This window comes from Arenimonas fontis (genome assembly GCF_008386465.1).
Classification (GTDB): domain Bacteria; phylum Pseudomonadota; class Gammaproteobacteria; order Xanthomonadales; family Xanthomonadaceae; genus Arenimonas; species Arenimonas fontis.
In genome coordinates, this window is sequence record NZ_VUOD01000005.1 from 11,463 (window position 1) to 26,809 (window position 15,347).

Annotated in this window: 16 protein-coding genes; 4 read left to right on the top strand and 12 right to left on the bottom strand. The window is 71.0% G+C overall.

All coding sequences use genetic code 11. From position 1 onward, the window contains the following. Positions 1-111: 111 nt before the first annotated feature. Positions 112-1,257 carry a murein hydrolase activator EnvC family protein gene (locus F0415_RS07745; RefSeq protein ID WP_149860643.1) on the bottom strand — a complete coding sequence of 382 codons (1,146 nt, stop codon included), beginning with the start codon at positions 1,255-1,257 and terminating at the stop codon, positions 112-114. After that, on the bottom strand, positions 1,254-2,792 hold the full coding sequence (gpmI, locus tag F0415_RS07750) for a 2,3-bisphosphoglycerate-independent phosphoglycerate mutase (RefSeq protein WP_246149914.1): 1,539 nt from the start codon (positions 2,790-2,792) through the stop codon (positions 1,254-1,256). The genes F0415_RS07745 and gpmI overlap by 4 nt, the downstream gene beginning before the upstream one ends. Before the next feature lie 293 nt (positions 2,793-3,085). On the opposite strand from gpmI, the gene F0415_RS07755 reads away from it, so the two are divergent. Both F0415_RS07755 and F0415_RS07760 read left to right on the top strand, forming a co-directional pair. Then, a complete protein-coding gene (locus F0415_RS07755) occupies positions 3,086-3,802 on the top strand; it encodes a DUF4097 family beta strand repeat-containing protein (RefSeq protein ID WP_149860645.1) in 717 nt (238 codons plus the stop codon). 74 nt (positions 3,803-3,876) lie between these two features. After that, positions 3,877-5,607, top strand: a complete 1,731-nt coding sequence (locus F0415_RS07760) for a M28 family metallopeptidase (protein WP_149860646.1) — start codon at positions 3,877-3,879, stop codon at positions 5,605-5,607. 84 nt (positions 5,608-5,691) lie between these two features. Here F0415_RS07760 and F0415_RS07765 read toward each other — a convergent pair whose 3' ends face one another. From F0415_RS07765 to ubiE, 3 genes are all read right to left on the bottom strand, one after another. Continuing rightward, entirely contained in the window at positions 5,692-6,648 is a 957-nt protein-coding gene (locus F0415_RS07765) for an alpha/beta fold hydrolase (RefSeq protein ID WP_149860647.1), read from the bottom strand. Between the two features lie 3 nt (positions 6,649-6,651). Then, a complete protein-coding gene (locus F0415_RS07770; RefSeq protein WP_149860648.1) occupies positions 6,652-8,538 on the bottom strand; it encodes a M1 family metallopeptidase in 1,887 nt (628 codons plus the stop codon). A 134-nt stretch (positions 8,539-8,672) separates the two neighbouring features. After that, positions 8,673-9,431 (bottom strand): bifunctional demethylmenaquinone methyltransferase/2-methoxy-6-polyprenyl-1,4-benzoquinol methylase UbiE, encoded by a 759-nt coding sequence (gene ubiE / locus F0415_RS07775; protein ID WP_149860649.1) that lies wholly within the window; start codon positions 9,429-9,431, stop codon positions 8,673-8,675. 46 nt (positions 9,432-9,477) lie between these two features. Here ubiE and arsC point away from each other — a divergent pair, with 46 nt between their 5' ends. Together arsC and F0415_RS07785 are read left to right on the top strand one after the other, a co-directional pair. Beyond that, positions 9,478-9,831: an arsenate reductase (glutaredoxin) gene (gene arsC, locus F0415_RS07780; protein WP_149860650.1), complete on the top strand. Its 354-nt coding sequence runs from the start codon at positions 9,478-9,480 to the stop codon at positions 9,829-9,831. 96 nt (positions 9,832-9,927) lie between these two features. After that, a complete protein-coding gene (locus F0415_RS07785; RefSeq protein WP_149860651.1) occupies positions 9,928-10,386 on the top strand; it encodes a GNAT family N-acetyltransferase in 459 nt (152 codons plus the stop codon). 51 nt (positions 10,387-10,437) lie between these two features. Here the strand turns inward: F0415_RS07785 and F0415_RS07790 are convergent, their stop codons facing one another. The 7 genes from F0415_RS07790 to lptM all read right to left on the bottom strand — a co-directional run bounded on the left by F0415_RS07790 (position 10,438) and on the right by lptM (position 15,342). Next, complete coding sequence (locus F0415_RS07790; RefSeq protein WP_149860652.1) at positions 10,438-10,791, bottom strand: gamma-butyrobetaine hydroxylase family protein; 354 nt, start codon at positions 10,789-10,791, stop codon at positions 10,438-10,440. A gap of 5 nt (positions 10,792-10,796) precedes the next feature. Further along, the gene (hslU, locus tag F0415_RS07795; protein ID WP_149860653.1) at positions 10,797-12,134 is read right to left on the bottom strand and encodes an ATP-dependent protease ATPase subunit HslU; all 1,338 of its coding nucleotides are present in this window, start codon (positions 12,132-12,134) and stop codon (positions 10,797-10,799) included. After that, positions 12,134-12,673 (bottom strand): ATP-dependent protease subunit HslV, encoded by a 540-nt coding sequence (hslV, locus tag F0415_RS07800; RefSeq protein WP_149860654.1) that lies wholly within the window; start codon positions 12,671-12,673, stop codon positions 12,134-12,136. Before hslV ends, hslU begins: the two co-directional genes overlap by 1 nt. Before the next feature lie 93 nt (positions 12,674-12,766). Beyond that, entirely contained in the window at positions 12,767-13,681 is a 915-nt protein-coding gene (xerC, locus tag F0415_RS07805) for a tyrosine recombinase XerC (RefSeq protein ID WP_149860655.1), read from the bottom strand. 4 nt (positions 13,682-13,685) lie between these two features. After that, positions 13,686-14,360, bottom strand: coding sequence for a DUF484 family protein (locus tag F0415_RS07810; protein ID WP_149860656.1), 675 nt, complete (start codon positions 14,358-14,360; stop codon positions 13,686-13,688). An 8-nt stretch (positions 14,361-14,368) separates the two neighbouring features. Then, positions 14,369-15,220: a diaminopimelate epimerase gene (dapF, locus tag F0415_RS07815; RefSeq protein ID WP_246149915.1), complete on the bottom strand. Its 852-nt coding sequence runs from the start codon at positions 15,218-15,220 to the stop codon at positions 14,369-14,371. A gap of 8 nt (positions 15,221-15,228) precedes the next feature. Beyond that, complete coding sequence (lptM, locus tag F0415_RS12860; protein ID WP_425457839.1) at positions 15,229-15,342, bottom strand: LPS translocon maturation chaperone LptM; 114 nt, start codon at positions 15,340-15,342, stop codon at positions 15,229-15,231. Positions 15,343-15,347 lie beyond the last annotated feature (5 nt).

Here is a 15,347-nt window from a genome sequence, read left to right on the forward strand (position 1 = left end):
AGGGCGACCGCCGGATGCGGCAACCGCCGGCACCGCGGGCTCGTCCCGGCCCCTGATCCGGGACGGCGGCCGCCCGGCACGCCCGCTGCCGGCAATCGCGCCAGGGTGGTATCAGGGACGCAACCAGGGCCTGGGATCCTGCGGCCGGCCGTCGCGGCGCAGTTCGAAGTACAGCGCCGGCCGGCCCTGGCCGCCGGAACTGCCGACCGTGGCCACCGGCTCGCCGGCACGCACCCAGTCGCCGACGTCCTTGAGCAAGGCGTCGTTGAAGGCGTACAGGCTCATCCAGCCATCACCGTGGTCGATGATGGTCAGCAGCCCGTAGCCCTTGAGCCAGTCGGAAAAGGCCACCCGCCCGGGCGCCACCGCCCGCACTTCGGCCCCGGCCGTGCCGCCGACCAACCAGCCCTCGCTGGGTCGCCCATCCGGCAAGCGGCCGCCGAAGGCGGCCAGCACACGTCCGTCCAGGGGCTTGGGCAGCTGGCCGCGGCGGCTGGCGAAAGGGCGGGTGTCGTCCACCTGGCGCGGGATGTCGGCGACCGCATCGCGCAGGCGTTCCAGCAGGCCCAGCACCGCCTTCTCGTCCCGCCCCAGGGCCGCCAGGCGGGCGGCCCGGTCCTTGAAGCCGGTCTGCAGTTCCGCCAGGACGGCGGCGCGTTCGCCGCGCTCGGCTTCCAGCCGGGCCAGCTCCTCCTGTTGCTGCCGGCGGGCGCTTTCCAGTTGCTGGCGCTGTTCCTGGATGCGCCGGGCCACTTCGGCCAGGTCACGCAACTCGGCGACCAGTCCGGCGATACGCTGCTGGCGGTCGGCCTGGAAATAGCGGTGGTAGGCAAGCACCCTGGCCAGGTCGGCCATGCGGTCCTGGGCCAGCAGCAGCTTCAGCTGTTCGTGCCGGCCCAGCGCGTAGGCGGAACGGACCAGGGCGGCCAGCACCTCGCGCTGCTCGGACAGCCCGGCCTCGAGCAGGGTCCGCTCCTGCTCGAGGGCGGCCAGCTCCTGCTCACGGGTGGCGATGCCGGCCTCGGTGCGGCGCAGCGCCCGCACCGCTTCGGCGACCCGGGCGTCGGCCTCGCGCAGGGCCCGGGTCGCCTGGCCGCGTTCGCCCTCGGCGGCACGCTGCTCGGCGGTGATCGTCCTGATCTGGCCGCGCAGGGTCTCCAGGCGCTGCTGCGCCCGGCTTTCCTCGCTGGCCTGGTCGTTCCGGGCCGACGCCGCCGGCGCGGCCAGCAGCAGTGCCAGCGCCAGGATGCGGATCAAGCCGGCTCCAGCAGCGAACGACCGCTCATCTCGGCCGGCCTGGGCAGGTCCAGCAAGTCCAGCAGGGTCGGAGCGATGTCGCGCAGGGCCCCGCCTTCACGCAGGCGGACCCGGCGGCGGCCGACGTAAACCAGGGGTACCGGCCCGACCGTATGCGAGGTGTGCGGCTGGCCGGTGTCCGGGTCGCGCATCATTTCCAGGTTGCCGTGGTCGGCGGTGACGATCATCTCGCCGCCCACGGCCTCCAGCGCGGTGCGGATGGCGCCCAGGGCATCGTCCACGGCCTCGGCGGCCTTCACCGCCGCCGCCATCACGCCGGTGTGGCCGACCATGTCGGGGTTGGCGATGTTGCAGACGATCACGTCGTGCCGGCGTGCGCGGATGTCCTCGGTCAGCCTGGCGGTCAGTTGCGGCAGGCTCATCTCCGGCTGCAGGTCGTAGGTGGCGACCGGCGGCGAGGGCACCAGCACCCGCTCCTCGCCCGGCAACACGGTTTCCTTGCCCCCGCTCAGGAAAAAGGTGACATGGGCGTACTTCTCGGTTTCGGCGATGCGCAGCTGGCTCAGGCCGTGGGCGCTGAGCACCTCGCCCAGGGTGTTGCGCAGGTCCTCGGGGCCGAAGGCCACCGGTGCCGGCAGTTTCGCGTCGTACTCGGTCAGGCAGACGAAGCGCGACAGGGCAGGCCGGCGGGCGGCGAAGCCATCGAAGCCCGGAGCCACGAAGGCGGCGGTCAGCTGGCGGGCGCGATCGGCACGGAAGTTCATGAACACCACCGCATCGCCGTCGGCCATCGGCCGGTGACCGCTGATGACCGTCGGCTGGACGAACTCGTCGTTCTCCTCGCGGCCGTAGGCGGCCTCGAGCGCGGTGATGGCATCGGAGGCGGTGTCGTCGGCTTCGGCCTCGACGATGGCCTTCCAGGCCCGCTCGACCCGGTCCCAGCGGCGATCGCGGTCCATCGCCCAGTAGCGGCCGATCACCGTGGCCACGCGCACGTCGCCCTCGGCGCACAGGGCCTGCAGCCGGGCCAGGCTGGGCCCGGCCGACCGCGGCGGCGTGTCACGGCCGTCCAGGAAGGCGTGCACGGCGATGTCGGCCACGCCCCGGCGACGGGCCAGCTCGATCATGGCGAACAGGTGTTCCTCGTGGCTGTGCACGCCGCCCGGGGACAGCAGGCCCATGAGGTGCAGGGTGCCGCCGGCGGCCTTCGCGCCCTCGCAGGCGGCCACCAGCTCGGGGTTGGCGAAGAAGCTGCCGTCCTCGATGGCGGCGTCTATGCGGCTCAGGTCCTGATAGACGATGCGGCCGGCGCCGATGTTCATGTGGCCGACCTCGGAATTGCCCATCTGGCCGTCCGGCAGGCCCACGTGCCGGCCCTCGGTGTGCACCAGGGTATGCGGGCACTCGGCCAGCAGCCGTCGCCAGTTCGGCAGCCGGGCCTGGGCCAGGGCGTTGTCGGTCGGATCCTCGCGGTGGCCCCAGCCGTCCAGGATCAGCAGCAACAGGGGCTTGGGGCGGGCGGTGGCGGTCGGCAAGGCGGTCTCCGGTACGTCTGGCACGGGCGAATTGTAGCCGGCGGGGGGAGGCTGGGCCCGTGCATACTTCAGCGGCCCGTAAAGGCAACACTGAACAAGTCCATCCTGGACGTGTTCAGTGGTCGCAAGTCCGGCACATGTCCGGACTTGCGCCCGCGGATCAAGCACTTGCGTGCCTGGTCCGCGGGCGCGCCATCCATGGCGCGCGGGCAACGCTGACCTAATCAGCGTTGCCTTAAACCCCGGCCGGCCCGCGGGCATCGGACCGGGTACGTCCACAGGAGTCACCTGCCATGCGCGTACGCACCCTCGTCCCCCTCGTTGCCCTGTCCCTGGCCCTGTCGGCCGGCCCGGCCCCGGCCAAGGAAAGCATCAGCAAGGTCTTCGGCGGCATCACCGCCGAGGAAGGCCGCGAGTACGGCTCGCTGGATTCGGTAAATGGCGGCATCACCATCCGCGAGAACGCGGTGGTGCGCGAAGCCGAGACGGTCAACGGCGGCATCAGTGTCGGCGAACGTGCACGGGTAGGCAGCGCCAGCACGGTCAACGGTGGCATCAGCCTGGATCGCGAAGCCCAGGCCGGCAACCTGAGCACCGTCAACGGCGCCATCCGGCTGGCGGACGGCGTCCAGGTCGAGGACGAGGTCGAAACGGTCAACGGCGGCGTCAAACTGATGCCCGGCGCCCGTATCGGCGGCGAGCTGAGCACCGTCAACGGCGCGATCTCGCTCAGGCGTGCGGTGGTCGGCGGCGGCATCCACAGCGTCAACGGCGATCTCACCCTGGAAGACGGTTCGGTGGTGCGTGGCGGCATCCGCTACGAGAAGCCCAAGGGCTGGAACTGGAGCGGCTCGCGCGACCCGCGCGTGGTGATCGGCCGCGACTCCGAGGTGGTGGGCGAGATGGTGTTCGAGCGCGAGGTCGAGCTGTTCGTGCACGAGACCGCCAGGATCGGCAAGGTCACCGGCGCCACCGCCCAGCGCTATTCCGGCGACCAGCCCCCGCGCTGAGCCCGGCGTCCGGGCCTGCAGTGCGAAGCGCGGGTTGCGGCTAGAATCGGGCCTCCCCGTTTACGGAGAAGCCCATGAAGCACACCCTGCTCTTCGCCGCCGCCGCCCTGGCGCTGGCGGCCTGCAGCCAGGCGCCGGCGCCGGCCGATGGGCCGCAGGCAGCTTCGGCGCCTGCGGCCGGCCACGGTTTCGGCCCGGAGATCTCGGCCGAGGATTTTGCCGCCCACGTGAAGGTGCTGGCATCCGACGAGTTCGGCGGCCGCGCCCCCGGCACCGACGGTGAACAGAAAACCGCCGACTACCTGGTCGCCCAGTTCCAGCGCCTGGGCCTGAAGCCCGGCAACGGCGACAGCTGGTTCCAGGACGTGCCGATGGTGGCGACCACCGCCGACGAGTCCAGCAGCTGGGCCAGGTTCACGATCGGCGGCGAGGATCGCCCGCTGGCCTGGGGCACGGACATGGCCCTGGGCACCCGCACCGCCCAGCCCCGGGTCGCGGTCGAGAACAGCGAGCTGGTCTTCGTCGGCTATGGCGTGAACGCGCCCGAGGCCGGCTGGAACGACTACGCCGGCCTGGACGTCAAGGGCAAGACCGTGGTCATCCTGGTCAACGATCCCGGCTTCCACGCCGGCGACGACAGCCTGTTCGCCGGCAAGAAGATGACCTACTACGGCCGCTGGACCTACAAGTACGAAGAGGCCGCCCGCCAGGGTGCCGCCGCCGCGCTGATCGTCCACGACGACGCCGGCGCCGGCTACGGCTGGGACGTGGTCAGGAACAGCTGGTCGGGCGAGCAGTACGACCTGCCGGTCAGCGCCGACCCCGAACCGCGCCTGCCGATGCAGGGCTGGATCACCGGCGAGGTGGCCACGGAGCTGTTCGCCCGGGCCGGCCTGGACTTCCAGCAGCTGCGCGCCGCCGCCAACAAGCCCGGCTTCACCGCCGTGGACCTGGGCGACGCCAGCTTCAGCGCGGAACTGAACTCCAGCATCGAGGAGTCCAGCTCGCGCAACATCCTGGCCGTGCTGCCCGGCAGCCAACGCCCGGAAGAGGCCATCGTCTACACCGCGCACTGGGACCACCTGGGCGACCACGGCGCCAGCCACGGCGGCGGCGAGTCAGCCGCCGGCCAGGGCGAGGACCACATCTACAACGGCGCCATCGACAACGCCACCGGCGTGGCCGGGGTGCTGGAGATCGCCGAGGCCTTCACCGTGCAGGATCCGGCGCCGGAGCGCAGCGTGGTCTTCCTGCTGGTGACGCTCGAGGAATCCGGCCTGCTGGGTTCGAAGTACTACGCCGCCAACCCGGTCATCCCGCTCAAGGACACCGTGGCGGTGGTGAACCTGGACGCCATGCCGGTGGTCGGGCCGACCCGGGACTTCGTGGTGATCGGCCTGGGCAACAGCGAGCTGGACGAGGTGCTGCGGCCGATCGCCGAGGCCCAGGGCCGGGTGCTGGTCGAGGAGGACGGCGTGGAGAAGGGCTTCTTCTTCCGCTCCGACCACTTCAGCTTCGCGAAGCACGGCGTGCCGGCCCTGTACGCCAAGGGCGGCATCGACCACGTGGAGAAGGGCGTGGACTACGGCCGCGAGGTGCAGGCGCGGTACATCGCCGAGGCCTACCACAAGCCGGCTGACGAGTTCGACCCGGCCTGGGATCTGCGTGGCGTGGTGCAGGACCTGCAGGCCTTGTACGGTGTCGGCCGCGAACTGGCCGGCAACGAGGCCTGGCCGAACTACGTCGAGGGCAATGCCTTCCGGGCGGCGCGCGACGCGGCACGGGCGGAGGCGACGGCGCCCTGAGGCCGGCATCCCGCCGCGACGGGAAGGGCCGCCCCAGGGCGGCCCTTCGCTTTGCCCGGCCGGCGGCGGCGCTTGCCCGGGTCCTCAGGGTGGCGACGCGACGAATCCGACGATCGCCTCCGCCACCTGAGGCGGCCGTTCCATCAGCGGCATGTGGCCGCAGCCGGGCAGGACGAGGGTCCGCGCCTCGGGCAGGCCCGCGGCGAAGACCGCCGCGGCGCTGGCGTCTATCACCCGGTCGCGGTCGCACCACAGCAACAGCACCGGCACCCGGATACGCGGCAGCAGGGACTGCAGCAACAGGGCCTCCGGACCGCGACCGATGCCGTCCAGCACCTGCTGCTCGAAGTCGCCGTTGGCCCGACGCCGGCGCACCAGGGCCTCGTCCAGCGGCCAGGGCACGAAGGGCGGGTCGGCGAAGGTCAGGGCCAGGAAACGACGCAGGCCGGCCCGGTCGGTCACGGCGAAGGGGTTGTCGCCGGCCAGCACGGCCGTGGCGAAGGCGTTTTCTTCGAAGGCGACGCCCGCCGAGGACATCAGCACCAGTCGCGGCACCAGCTCGGGATGGCGGGCCGCCAGCAGGCCGCCGAGCTGGCCGCCCATGGAGTGCCCCACCACCAGGTCCGGTGGCCGCGGCAGGCGGCGGATGAAAGCGGCCAGGCGCTCTGCCTGCGCCACCGGGCCGTAGTCGGCGCCGGCCAGGCGCTGGCTTTCGTTCCAGCCGGGCAGATCGGGCGCCAACACATGCCAGTGCTCGGGCAGGGCCCGGATCAGCGGCAGCCAGTTTTCCTTGCTGCCGACGAAACCATGTATCAGCAGCACGGTCGGCCCCGCCCCGCCCTGGCCGGCCTCCAGCACGGCCCAGCGATGCCCCGCGGCCTGCATCTGCACCACCGTGGCGCCGGCCAGCCAGCGCTGGCGGGCGAATTCGGCGCGCAGGACGGCCTCGGGCGAGTACCAGGCCAGGGCCAGGGCCGCCAGCAGCGCCACCGCCGCCGCCGTCAGGGCCGTACGCAGGCGCCGGCGGCCCGGCCCGGCCATGCCTCAGTCGGCCCGGGTCTCGGCCTCGAGCGCCGCCTCGGCCTTGGCCAGCAGCGCCTCCACCGAGGCGGTCGTGATCGGGTGATAACCCGGCCGCGCCATGCGGAACACCTGCCGGGCGAAAGCCAGGCCGTCCGGCGTGGCCGCCAGGGCCTCGTAGGTCGGCATGATCAACTTGCGCCGGCCGATCTTGCGCAGGAACAGCGACATCGCCGGCCGCGCCTCGAAGTAGCGGCTGCGCTCGCTGAGCGGATACCAGCGCTGGGCGATCTCGCCATTGCCGGTGCCGGTGAAGCGGAAGGCCTGGTCCAGCTCGACCATCCGCTCGCCCGACAGCTCCGCCGGCAGGCCCTCCAGGAAATACACCCATTCCTGGGTGGTCCAGCCCGCGGTATCGAGATCGCGGGCGGTGCTGTGCTCGTCCAGCCAGGCCTGGCGGGCGCGGTCCACGGCGGCCAGGCGCGGCGATTCGATGCGCGGCGCGAAGGCCGGAATGCCGGGTTCGCTCATCCAGGCCATCACCTCCGCCTCGCTGACCTTGCCCGGCTGCGCCGCCATCAGCCGTTCGCGCAGAAAGGCCAGGAAACGTTCGCTGCTCACGCTCTGGAAGGCGTGCTCGTCGAACCAGGCGCGCAGGAACGGGTCGAAGGCCTCGCGGCCATAACGCTGCTCGAGGAACTGCAGGAACCAGGCACCCTTGTCATAGGCGACCGCGCTCAGGGCGTCCTCCGGGTCGGAGCCGGCGCGCGCAGGCAGCATCAGCACCTGTTGCGCCTCCGGCAGCTGCTTCATCTCCTCGATCAGGCCGTTGCGGGCGTTCACGAACTCCATGTCGGCCCGCTCCTTGCCGTACAGGGCCTCGACGATGCGGTTCTCGACGTAACTGGTGAATCCCTCGTTCAGCCACATGTCCTTCCAGGTGGCATTGGTGACCAGATTGCCGGACCAGGAGTGCGCCAGCTCGTGGGCGATCAGGCCGACCAGGGACTTGTCGCCGGCGATCACGGTTGGAGTGATGAAGCTCAGGCGCGGATTCTCCATGCCGCCGAACGGGAAGGACGGCGGCAGGATCAGCAGGTCGTAACGCTCCCAGCGGTAGGGGCCGTACAGGGACTCGGTCACCTGGATCATCTTCTCGGTGTCCTCGAACTCCTTCACCGCAGCGTCCACCACCTGCGGCTCGGCCCAGACGCCGGCGCGCGCGGAGATCGGCCTGAACACCAGGTCGCCGGCGGCGATCGCCAGCAGATAGGACGGAATCGGCTGCGGCATGCGAAAGCGGTAATCGCCGTCGCGCTCGGCGGCCGGGTCGTTGTCGGCGCTCATCAGCACCATCACGTCGGGGCGGCTGCGGACGCGGGCGCTGTAGGTGAAACGCACCGAAGGGGTGTCCTGCAAGGGCACCCAACTGCGGGCGTGAATGGCCTGGGACTGGCTGAACATGAAGGGCAGCTGCCGGCCCGAGGTCATGGTCGGCGCCAGCCATTGCAGGCCCGAGGCCTCGGGCGAGGTAGCGTAGACCACCCGGACCTGCTCGTACTGCCGGCGCATGCTGATGGTGAGCTTGCTGCCGAAACGCTCGTCGCGCGGAGCCAGTTCGAAATCCAGGCTGCGCCAGCGGCCTTCGCCGTTGCGGCCGCTGACCTTTTCGATGCGCAGGTCGCGGGTGTCCAGCACCAGCTCGCGCGCCTCCTGATCCCGCCATTCCAGGCGCATCACCGCCTCGCCGGCCAGCTGCCGCCGGTCGAAGTCCAGGCGCAGGTCCAGGGCCAGGTCGGTGATCCGGACCTTGTCCGGCTGTGCGTAGGAATGCTCGTCCGTCAGGCGGTCCTGGCCCGGGGCGGGCGCGGCAACCAGCAGGAGGGCGAGCAGGAAAGCGAAACGGCGCATGGCGGTATCCGGCGGTTCGGGACCGGCCGATTCTAGCGCAGGCGCCCGCCCGGCCCGGAGGAGGCTGCGCCGGGGCGGACGCGGGCCCCGGGCTGCCTTGCGCCCCTTGCCGGTACCGCCCCGGGGGAGCCCGATCAGTCCCGGTAGCCGGAGTGGATGGCGCAGATGCCGGCGCTGAGGTTGCGATAGCTGCAGCGGACCAGGCCGGCCGCTTCCATCATCGCCTTGAGTTCTTCCTGCGGCGGGTGCTTGCGGATGGACTCGGCCAGGTAGCGGTAGCTGTCCTCGTCGCGGGCGAAGATCCGGCCCAGGCGCGGCAGCACCTGGAAGGAATGGAAGTCGTAGACCGGCCGGAACCACTGCGGCCGCACCTGCGAGAACTCCAGCACCAGGGCGCGGCCGCCTGGCCTGAGCACGCGGCGCATCTCGTTCAGGGCCTGCTGTTTGTCGGTGACGTTGCGCAGGCCAAACGCAATCGTGACCAGATCGAAGCTGCCGTCCGGGAAGGGCAGCGCCTCGGCATCGAGCTGCACGTAGTCCAGGCCGCGCACCAGGCCGCGGTCGGTCAGGCGGTCGCGGCCCACGCCCAGCATGTCGGCATTGATGTCGCCCAGGACGATGCTGCCGGTCTCGCCGACGCGCTCGTGCAGCAGGGCGGCGATGTCGCCGGTGCCGCCGGCCAGGTCGAGCACCCGGTCGCCGCGGCGCACGCCCGAGGTGGCGACGAAGTGCCGCTTCCACAGCCGGTGGATGCCCAGCGACATCAGGTCGTTCATCAGGTCGTACTGGCGCGCGACCGAGCTGAACACCTGGCCGACCAGCTTCTGTTTCTCGGCCACCGGCACGTCGCGGAAACCGAAATGGGTGGTGTCGCCCCGGGTCTTCTCGTCCATGGCCGGCATTATCCCCCCGCCGGGAGGCTCTGGCATCATCCCGGGCATGAAACGCTACCTGCTCTGGCACAACCCCCGCTGCAGCAAGTCCCGCGAGGCCCTGGCCCTGCTGGCCGGGCGCGGGATCGAAGCGGAGATAGTGGACTACCTGGGCCAGCCACCCTCGCCTGCCCGCCTGCGCGAGCTGCTGCGCAAGCTGGGCGGCGACCCGCGCGCCCTGGTCCGCTTCAAGGAGGACGAGGCCAAGGCCCTGGGCCTGAAGCCCGACGACGAGCGCAGCCCGGCGGGATGGGCGGACCTGCTGGCCGAACACCCGCGCCTGATCGAACGGCCGGTGCTGGAACACGGCGACAGGGCGGTGATCGGCCGGCCGCCGGAGAAGCTGCTGGAACTGCTCTGATCCCGGACCCGGTCGCCCATAAGCCGGCCCTCCTGCCCGACGCGCTCGCCGAAGGCGGGAGACGAGTCCGCAACCGCGCTCTTTCCCGGACATGCCATGCCGATCCGCCCCGCCATCACCACCGATCACGCCTTCATCCTCGGCCTGGCCGAGCGCTTCACCGAATTTCCACTGCCCGCCACCCGCACCCGGGCGATGCTTGATACCGGAATCCGGCGGGATCTGCAGCGGCAGCTGGGCGAGCGCCCCGACACTTCGTTTCCCTATGTGCTGGAGGAAGACGACGGCACCCGCGCCGGTTTTCTGCACCTGCAGCTGGTCGAGGACTTCTTCACCGGCGGCCGCAATTGCCATGTCTCCGATCTGGCAGTGGCGCCGGGCCACGAAGGGCGCGGCCATGCCCGGCGCATGCTCGCCTTTGCCGAGGCCTTCGCCCGCGAGCACGGCTGCGAACGGATGACCCTGGCGGTGTTCCCGGGCAACGCCCGGGCACGGGCGCTGTACGAATCCGAGGGCTGGCAGTACGAGCTGTTGCGGATGGCCAAGCCCCTGTGAGTTGACCCGGGCCCTGTGCGCGACAGGCCGCCGGTGCCAAGCGGAACCGCCCTAGCGGTGCCTGCCCGCCCGCTCCAGCGCCTCGAGATAGGCGGCCCAGCGCTGCTCCTGCTGTTCGCCCAGCTCGCGCAGGTAGCTCCAGCTGAAGATGCCGGTGTCGTGGCCGTCGTCGAAGCGCAGCAGCACGCCGTAGTGACCGACCGGTTCGATGGCGGTGATGTTGACCTCGCGCTTTCCGGCCACCAGCTGCTTCTGCCCGGGGCCATGACCCTGAACTTCGGCGCTGGGCGATTCCACCCGCAGGTATTCGCAGGGCAGGCGGAAGCGGACGCCGTCGTCGAAGGCCACCTCCAGCACGTGCGAGGCCTTGTGCAACACCAGCTCGGTGACGCGCGGCGCGGCCATGGTGCTCACAGGATGTAACGGCTCAGGTCCGGGTCCTGCACGGCATCGCCGAGCTGCTCGTCCACCATGGCCCGGTCCACCATCAGCGACAGTCCGCCCTTGTCCGGCGCCTCGAAGCTGAGCTTCTCCAGCAGTTTCTCCAGCACGGTGTGCAGGCGGCGGGCGCCGATGTTCTCCTGGCGCTCGTTGATCAGGAAGGCGATCTCGGCCAGGCGGTCGATGGCCTCGGCGTCGAAGCCGATGTTCACACCCTCGGTGGCCAGCAGGGCGGTGTACTGGCGCACCAGGGCGTTTTTCGGCTCGGTCAGGATGCGCTTGAAGTCCTCGCGGCCGAGCGCGTCCAACTCGACGCGGATCGGGAAGCGGCCCTGCAGCTCCGGAATCAGGTCGCTGGGCTTGGACAGGTGGAAGGCGCCGGAGGCGATGAACAGGATGTGGTCGGTCTTGACCGGCCCGTAGCGGGTATTGACCGTGCTGCCCTCCACCAGCGGCAGCAGGTCGCGCTGCACGCCCTCGCGGCTGACATCGGCGCCGCCGACCACGTCCTTGCGCCGCGCCACCTTGTCTATTTCGTCTATGAAGACGATGCCGTTCTGCTCGCAGGCCTCGAGCGCCTGGGTGCGGATCTCCTCCTCGTTGACCAGTTTGCCGGCCTCTTCCTCGATCAGCAGCGGCCGGGCCGCCTTCACCGTGAGGTGGCGCCGGCTGGCACGGCCACCGCCGAGGTTCTGGAACATCTGCCGCAACTGCTGGCCCATTTCCTCCATGCCGGGCGGGGTCATGATGTCCAGGCCGGCACCGAGCTGGGCGAGCTCCAGTTCGATCTCACGTTCGTCCAGTTCGCCGGCGCGCAGCTGCCTGCGCAGCTTGGCGCGGGTGCCGTCCTCGCCGTCGGGCGCCACCTCGACCATGAAGCCGGGGCCGCGCCGCTTGGGCAACAGCGCCTCGAGGATGCGGTCCTCGGCGCGCTCTTCGGCCTGGGTGCGCACGCGCTGCTTGGCCTGCTCGCGGAACATCTTCACCGCCACTTCGGCCAGGTCGCGGATGATCTGCTCGACGTCCTTGCCGACGTAGCCGACCTCGGTGAAGCGGGTCGCCTCCACCTTGACGAAGGGCGCGTTGGCCAGGGCGGCCAGGCGACGGGCGATTTCGGTCTTGCCGACACCGGTGGGGCCGATCATCAGGATGTTCTTGGGCATCACCTCGTCGCGCATGCCCGGCTCCAGCTGCATGCGGCGCCAGCGGTTGCGCAGGGCGATGGCGACGGCGCGCTTGGCCGCGGCCTGGCCGACGATGTAGCGGTCGAGCTCGCCGACGATCTCGCGGGGGGTCAGCTGGGTCATCACAGCTCCTCGATGACGAGGTTGCGGTTGGTGTAGATGCAGATGTCGCCGGCGACGTTCAGCGCCGCCTCGGCGATGGCGCGGGCGTCCAGCCCGGTGTGCTGGAGCAGGGCGCGGGCCGCGGCCAGGGCATAGGGACCGCCGGAGCCGATGGCCAGCAGGCCGTCCTCGGGTTCGATCACATCGCCGTTGCCGGAAATGATCAGCGAGCTTTCCCGGTCGGCCACCGCCAGCAGGGCCTCGAGCCGGCCCAGGCGGCGGTCGGTGCGCCAGTCCTTGGCCATCTCGACCGCGGCGCGCACCAACTGGCCGCCGTGTTTTTCCAGCTGGCCTTCGAAGAGCTCGAACAGGGTGAAGGCATCGGCGGCGGCGCCGGCGAACCCCGCCAGCACCCGGCCATCGGCCAGACGCCGCACCTTGCGGGCATTGGCCTTCATCACCGTGTTGCCGAGCGTGACCTGGCCATCGCCGGCGACGACGACCCGGCCGCCGCGGCGGACCGAGAGGATGGTAGTGGCGTGGGGAATGCTGGGGCTCATGAGCGTTCTGACCCTTTGATCTGACCCTTTGATCTGACCCTTTGATCTGACCCTTTGATCTGACCCTTTGATCTGACCCTTTGATCTGACCCTTTATTCTGACCCCGGTTTGCGGCGGCGGGCGCGGGGGTGGGCGGCGTCGTAGACCTTGGCCAGGTGCTGGTAGTCCAGGTGGGTGTAGATCTGGGTGGTGGCGATGTTGGCGTGCCCCAACAGCTCCTGCACGCCGCGCAGGTTGCCGCTGGATTCCAGGATGTGGCTGGCGAAGCTGTGCCGGAGCATGTGCGGGTGCACGCGTTTGAACAGGCCCTGACGCATGGCCAGCACCCGCATGCGCGCCTGCACCGCGCGCGGCGTGATCGCACGGCCCTTGCGGCCGGGAAATACCGGCGCGTCGGCCGAGGCCGGCGCCGACGCCTCTCGCCACCGCTCCAGGGCTTCGCGGGCATGCCGGCCCACCGGCACCAGCCTGGTCTTGCCGCCCTTGCCGCGCACCGTCACCAGGCCCTCGCCCAGGTCCAGGGCGCTCCAGCGCAGTTCGCACAGCTCGGACAGGCGCAGGCCGGAGGAATAGAACAGTTCCATCATGGCCCGGTCGCGCAGGCCCAGTGGCGCGGCGGTGTCCACCTCGACCAGCTGCGCCGCCTCGTCCGGATCCAGCACCTGCGGCAGCTTGCGCGGCGCCTTGGGCGCCCGCAGGCCAAGGGCCGGATTGGCCTCGACGCCCGCGTGCCGGTGCAGATGCCGGTAGAAGCTGCGCACCGCCGACAGACGCCGCTGCAGGCTGCGTCCGGACAGTCCCTGCCGGTGTGCGGCGGCGACGTAGGCGCGCAGTGCCTCCTGGCGCAGGCGGGCCCAGTCGGCGAGGCCCTGCCCGCGCATCCAGGCGGCCAGGTCCTCCAGGTCGCGGCGATAGCCCGACAGCGTGTGCCTCGACAGCCGCCGCTCCACCGCCAGTCCAGCCAGGAAGGCTTCGATCTCCGGCTGCAGCGGCAGGTGTTCGCTCATCGGCTCATCCGTTCGGGAACCGGCCCAGGGCGGTCACCAGGGCCTCGGACATCATGCGCAGGAACAGTGTGCCCATGCCGGGGAAGAAGCGGTTCGGATCGGCACTGCCCACCACCAGCATGCCGCGCCGTTCCAGCGGCAACAGCACGCAGGAGGCCGCCTGCTCGCGCGCCTCGCCGAACAGGAAGTCCAGCTTGTCCTGGTTGAGCCGGCCGCAGATCGGCTCGCCACCGCCCAGGAAGTCGCGGAACGGCGCCAGCGCGGCGTCGCCCGCCGGCACCACCTTCAGCCAGTCTTCGTCCACCCCGGGCACCGGCTGGAACAGCACGATGCGGACGATGTCGCCGCGGAAATCCTCGCCCAGCACCGCCACCATGGTGCGCAGGGTGGCGGCGGCGTCGCCGGCGCGCATCAGGGCCAGCGACAGCTGATGGGTACGCACGGCCAGGCGCTCGTTTTCCTGGGCATTGGCGAACAGCTCGTTCAGGCGCCGGCCCAGCTCGCGATTCTTGTCCCGCAGCACGTCCAGCTGGTAGCTGGCCAGCGAGGCCGCCGGGCCTTCGTCCCTGGGCACCACCAGGCTGATCGCCAGGTCCGGGAACTGCGCCAGGAACTTCGGATGCCGGCGCAGGTAGGCGGCCACTTCATGGGCGCCGAGGCGTTCGTTCTTGTCGTCCATCGTTCGCGTCACTCCTGGGATTCCGGATCGGGGCCCGACCACTGCCCCTCGAATACGAAGGCGGCCGGCCCGGCCATCAGCACCTGGGCATCCTCGTGCGGCCAGTCGATCTCGAGGCTGCCGCCCGGCAGCTCCACCCACACGTGCCGGCCTACCCGGCCGCGCCGGGCCAGCACCACCACCGCCGCGCAGGCGCCGCTGCCGCAGGCGCGGGTTTCGCCGGCGCCGCGCTCGTACACGCGCAGGCGAATGCGGTCGGCGGCCAGGACCTCGGCAAAACCGACGTTCACGCCCTCGGGGAACTCCGGCCGCGCCTGCAGGGCCGGGCCCAGCCGGGCCACATCGGCCCGCGCGGCCGAGGGCACCTCGATCACCGCATGCGGATTGCCCATGGACACGGCGCCGAAACGCAGGCGGCCCGCTTCCGTATTCAGTTCGTACTCGCCGGCTTCAACGGCCGCGGCGAAGGGAATGCGCGCCGGCGCGAAGTCCGGCCGGCCCATGCCCAGGCGATAGCGCCCGTCCGCCAGGCACGCCACTTCCAGCTCGCCGGCCGGGCTGTCGAGCAGGAACCGCTCGCCGCCGGCGACGCCGGCGCGGCGCAGCCAGGCCGCCACGCAGCGGGCGCCGTTGCCGCACTGGCCGGCGGCGCTGCCGTCGGCGTTCCAGATGCCGAAACGGGCCACCACCCCTGCTCGAGGCGGATCTTCGATGGTCAACAGCTGGTCGAAGCCGACGCCGGTGAAAGGGTCGGCCAGGGCCCGCACCAGGGCCGGCGACGGCGGCGGCAGGCCGCCCCGCCGATCCAGCACCAGGAAGTGGTTACCCGCGCCGTGCATCTTGCTGAAGCGCAGGGACATGCCGGCCTTCATTCCCCTGCCGGCGGATCGGCCTTGTCGGGCAACACCAGGTCACCCTTGGTGCCGCAGCCGACGGCCAGGGACAGGCTGAACAGGAGCAGGGCGAGGCGGAAGGTCTTCATGGCGC

Bases quoted from the DNA above. Each gene is read 5' to 3' on its own strand.
- F0415_RS07755 (WP_149860645.1), top strand. From the start codon at position 3,086: ATGCGCGTACGCACCCTCGTCCCCCTCGTTGCCCTGTCCCTGGCCCTG.
- F0415_RS07760 (WP_149860646.1), top strand. From the start codon at position 3,877: ATGAAGCACACCCTGCTCTTCGCCGCCGCCGCCCTGGCGCTGGCGGCC.
- F0415_RS07765 (WP_149860647.1), bottom strand. From the start codon at position 6,648: ATGGCCGGGCCGGGCCGCCGGCGCCTGCGTACGGCCCTGACGGCGGCG.
- F0415_RS07770 (WP_149860648.1), bottom strand. From the start codon at position 8,538: ATGCGCCGTTTCGCTTTCCTGCTCGCCCTCCTGCTGGTTGCCGCGCCC.
- ubiE (WP_149860649.1), bottom strand. From the start codon at position 9,431: ATGGACGAGAAGACCCGGGGCGACACCACCCATTTCGGTTTCCGCGAC.
- arsC (WP_149860650.1), top strand. From the start codon at position 9,478: ATGAAACGCTACCTGCTCTGGCACAACCCCCGCTGCAGCAAGTCCCGC.
- F0415_RS07785 (WP_149860651.1), top strand. From the start codon at position 9,928: ATGCCGATCCGCCCCGCCATCACCACCGATCACGCCTTCATCCTCGGC.
- F0415_RS07790 (WP_149860652.1), bottom strand. From the start codon at position 10,791: ATGGCCGCGCCGCGCGTCACCGAGCTGGTGTTGCACAAGGCCTCGCAC.
- hslU (WP_149860653.1), bottom strand. From the start codon at position 12,134: ATGACCCAGCTGACCCCCCGCGAGATCGTCGGCGAGCTCGACCGCTAC.
- hslV (WP_149860654.1), bottom strand. From the start codon at position 12,673: ATGAGCCCCAGCATTCCCCACGCCACTACCATCCTCTCGGTCCGCCGC.
- xerC (WP_149860655.1), bottom strand. From the start codon at position 13,681: ATGAGCGAACACCTGCCGCTGCAGCCGGAGATCGAAGCCTTCCTGGCT.
- F0415_RS07810 (WP_149860656.1), bottom strand. From the start codon at position 14,360: ATGGACGACAAGAACGAACGCCTCGGCGCCCATGAAGTGGCCGCCTAC.
- dapF (WP_246149915.1), bottom strand. From the start codon at position 15,220: ATGTCCCTGCGCTTCAGCAAGATGCACGGCGCGGGTAACCACTTCCTG.
- lptM (WP_425457839.1), bottom strand. From the start codon at position 15,342: ATGAAGACCTTCCGCCTCGCCCTGCTCCTGTTCAGCCTGTCCCTGGCC.